At 42.0% G+C, this 2,857-nt stretch carries 4 protein-coding genes; all 4 read left to right on the top strand.

Annotated features, from left to right (window positions below; all coding sequences use genetic code 11):
* Nucleotides 1-185: 185 nt before the first annotated feature.
* Nucleotides 186-731 carry a purine-nucleoside phosphorylase gene (locus tag Q0614_RS06535; RefSeq protein ID WP_298787425.1) on the top strand — a complete coding sequence of 182 codons (546 nt, stop codon included), beginning with the start codon at nucleotides 186-188 and terminating at the stop codon, nucleotides 729-731.
* Entirely contained in the window at nucleotides 728-1,837 is a 1,110-nt protein-coding gene (gene rlmN / locus Q0614_RS06530; protein WP_298787423.1) for a 23S rRNA (adenine(2503)-C(2))-methyltransferase RlmN, read from the top strand. Before Q0614_RS06535 ends, rlmN begins: the two co-directional genes overlap by 4 nt.
* Nucleotides 1,838-2,071: 234 nt before the next feature.
* Nucleotides 2,072-2,632 (top strand): hypothetical protein, encoded by a 561-nt coding sequence (locus tag Q0614_RS06525; RefSeq protein ID WP_298787421.1) that lies wholly within the window; start codon nucleotides 2,072-2,074, stop codon nucleotides 2,630-2,632.
* A 15-nt stretch (nucleotides 2,633-2,647) separates the two neighbouring features.
* Nucleotides 2,648-2,800 (top strand): hypothetical protein, encoded by a 153-nt coding sequence (locus tag Q0614_RS06520; protein ID WP_297962073.1) that lies wholly within the window; start codon nucleotides 2,648-2,650, stop codon nucleotides 2,798-2,800.
* Nucleotides 2,801-2,857 lie beyond the last annotated feature (57 nt).

Genomic DNA, 2,857 nt, shown 5'->3' with positions numbered 1-2,857 from the left:
CATCTTCTACCCGCCACCTGCGCTGCTACCATTATGGAAGATAAGGGTACAGCTCTCATAGATATTTACTCGATTTATTTTAATTTCATCTGATACTTTACGACGAAAAAATTTCAAAATTTAGCTTTAAATTTATCGTCATTTTGCTATGATTAGTGAAAAATAATGAAAGCGTGAATGCGTAAATGATAATCTCTGCCGGACGAAATGAAATTTTTGATTTTGCCCTGCCTATGGGTGTGGGACTAGTGGATGTTAGTATAAATTTAACTAAATTTTTATGCGAAAATAGGCAAAGCTTGCCGAGTGAAATCATTTTCGTGGGTTCTGCAGGGCTATATAAAGAAGGTAAAATTCTAAAAATTTATGAAAGCAGATCGGCTGCAAACTGCGAGATATCGGCGCTTTATGAGCTTTCATACTCTCCGATTAGCTATGAAATTATAGCTAGGAATTCTGTCGATGTTTCATATGAAACAATAACTAATAGCTCAAATTTTATTACGACCGATAAAAAATCCGCGCTAAAATTCTTTAAACGAGGTTATTTTTTAGAAAATATGGAATTTTTTGCGGTTCTCAAGACGGCGCAAAAATTTCAAATTCCCGCTTACGGAATTTTTTGTGCAACGAATTTTTGCAATTCAAATGCTCACACGGATTTTTTAAAAAATCACGCCGCTGCAAAAGAAAATTTAACTAAATATCTAAAAACTAAGGCATTAATTTGAAAAATATCTTTGATTTTACGATGAAAGAGCTTGAAAATTTCATCGAACCAAAATTTAGAGCCAAGCAAATTTACGAATGGATTTACAAAAAGAATGTGGACGACTTTACACAAATGCTAAATCTACCAAAAGAGATCCGTCAAAGTTTAGCTCAAAATTTTTATTTAGACCCGCTTAAACGCATCAGATCCGAAACAAGTAGCGATGGCAGTATCAAATATCTTTTCGCTCTCAAAGACGGCAAGACGATCGAAAGTGTCCTGCTACCGATGAAGGATGAGCTGCGAGATGAAAACGAAAAAGTTATAAGGCACGCGCGCTACTCAATCTGCGTAAGTTCGCAAGTGGGTTGCAAAATTGGCTGTAGCTTCTGCTTGACAGCAAAAGGTGGTTTCGTACGGAATTTAACTTCAGGCGAAATCGTGGCTCAAATTTGGCTCATCAAGAAAATGAACGCAATCCCGTACGAGCGCCGCGTCAATGTCGTATATATGGGGATGGGCGAACCGCTTAATAACCTAGACAACGTTGCCAAAGCCGTGCAAATTTTAAAAGAAAACGACGGACTCGCAATAGCGCCGCGTCGCCAAACGATAAGTACGAGCGGACTTTCTACGCAGATAAAAAAGCTTGGCGAAATGGATCTTGGCGTGCTACTCGCGATCTCGCTGCATGCAGTGGATGACGAACTGCGTGAAAAACTAATGCCGATAAATCGTGCCTACAATATTGCATCGATCATGCAGGCGGTGCGCGAGTTCCCAATCGATCTGCGAAAGCGCGTGATGTTTGAATACCTAATGATCGATGGGGTAAATGACCGCTCAAGCGATGCCAAAACGCTAGTGAAGCTTCTGCACGGCATCCGCGCAAAAGTAAATCTGATCTATTTTAATCCGCACGAAGGCTCGAGCTTTGGCAGGCCAAGCCCCGAAAACATGGTGAAATTCCAAGACTATCTCTGCGCGCACGGCATTACTTGCACGATCCGCCAGAGCAAGGGGCTAGATATCAGTGCGGCGTGCGGACAGCTCAAACAAAGAAATGAGAAAAATAAAATTCCGGCTCAAAATGGCGTCAATATGGATAAAATTTTAAAAAGATAGAAAAAATTTGACGATTATTTTCAGATCATAAGGCAGATCAGCAAAAATTTATAAAGGAGTAGGAATAAACGCGCAAAAAATAATGGAAGAGATCGGCGTTTTCTTAGATAGATAACTGCTTAAAAAATCCTAGATTACAAAGGCGGAAATTATTCGCTTTATCGAGGTAAAATGGGCGGAGGCGGACGATGAGAAATACCGCGTCTACGACTATACATCTACGCGGCGCGCATGATGAATGAGTACAAATGGGCGGGCGACGCCCCAAATATGCTGCGCTGGCTAGGCGAGATGGACAAGCACGCCAGAAGCAATGAAAATCCGCCCTACGTGAGCGATTATTACAAGGGCGAGTGCTGCTTGGAGTGCGGCGCGGAGCAGGAGGCGCTTAAATTTTTGCGCAAAAGCTACGAAGCGAATGAGGAGTATCTTTTCATCCGCAGCCCAAAGGTCGCGGAGTTTTTTAATGCGCATCTTGCAGAACCTAAAATTTCATCCCAATTTGAAGATGAGGAATACGAGGACTTTAGTTTCTCGCTGCGACTGGAGTATTCCGGCAAAGCTTTAGAGCAAGAGGGCGAGTTTCGCTGCACGTTTTTAGATGAAGACGGCGAGGAGACGGACGAGCCGAGCCAGGCGCAATCGGACGCACTAGAGTTTCTAAAGCAAAATCAGGAAGAATTTTTAACGGACATCTTAGCTGAAATTTTAAAAAACTACCCAAAATGGCAGAAAATTTACGACTATCCGAGTGAGACGAAAAGCGATTTCATGCCGGGCATCAGCACGCCGTAGGAGCTTAGCGAACTATTGGAGCTGCAAAATATCTCTATCCTAGACAGTGCGAAAATCGGCTTTGAGTTTAGCTGCTCGTGGGACATGGAGCACGGCCTAGGCGTGATGGCGCGCAAAGGCAAGGTCATAAATATCGGTGAAGCGGAAGTAGCGTTTATGGCTATTTGAATAAAATAAACCAAATTTTAAAGCATAAAACAAATTTTTATAGTTACTTTTAGGCTA

Origin of the sequence: uncultured Campylobacter sp., assembly GCF_937997595.1 — a bacterium.
Taxonomy (GTDB): domain Bacteria; phylum Campylobacterota; class Campylobacteria; order Campylobacterales; family Campylobacteraceae; genus Campylobacter_B.
The sequence above is the reverse complement of the archived record's forward strand: the minus strand, read 5'-3'. Positions and strand labels throughout refer to the sequence as shown.

Coding starts and splice junctions, on each gene's coding strand:
- Q0614_RS06535 (WP_298787425.1), top strand. CDS start 186: ATGATAATCTCTGCCGGACGAAATGAAATTTTTGATTTTGCCCTGCCT.
- Q0614_RS06525 (WP_298787421.1), top strand. CDS start 2,072: ATGAATGAGTACAAATGGGCGGGCGACGCCCCAAATATGCTGCGCTGG.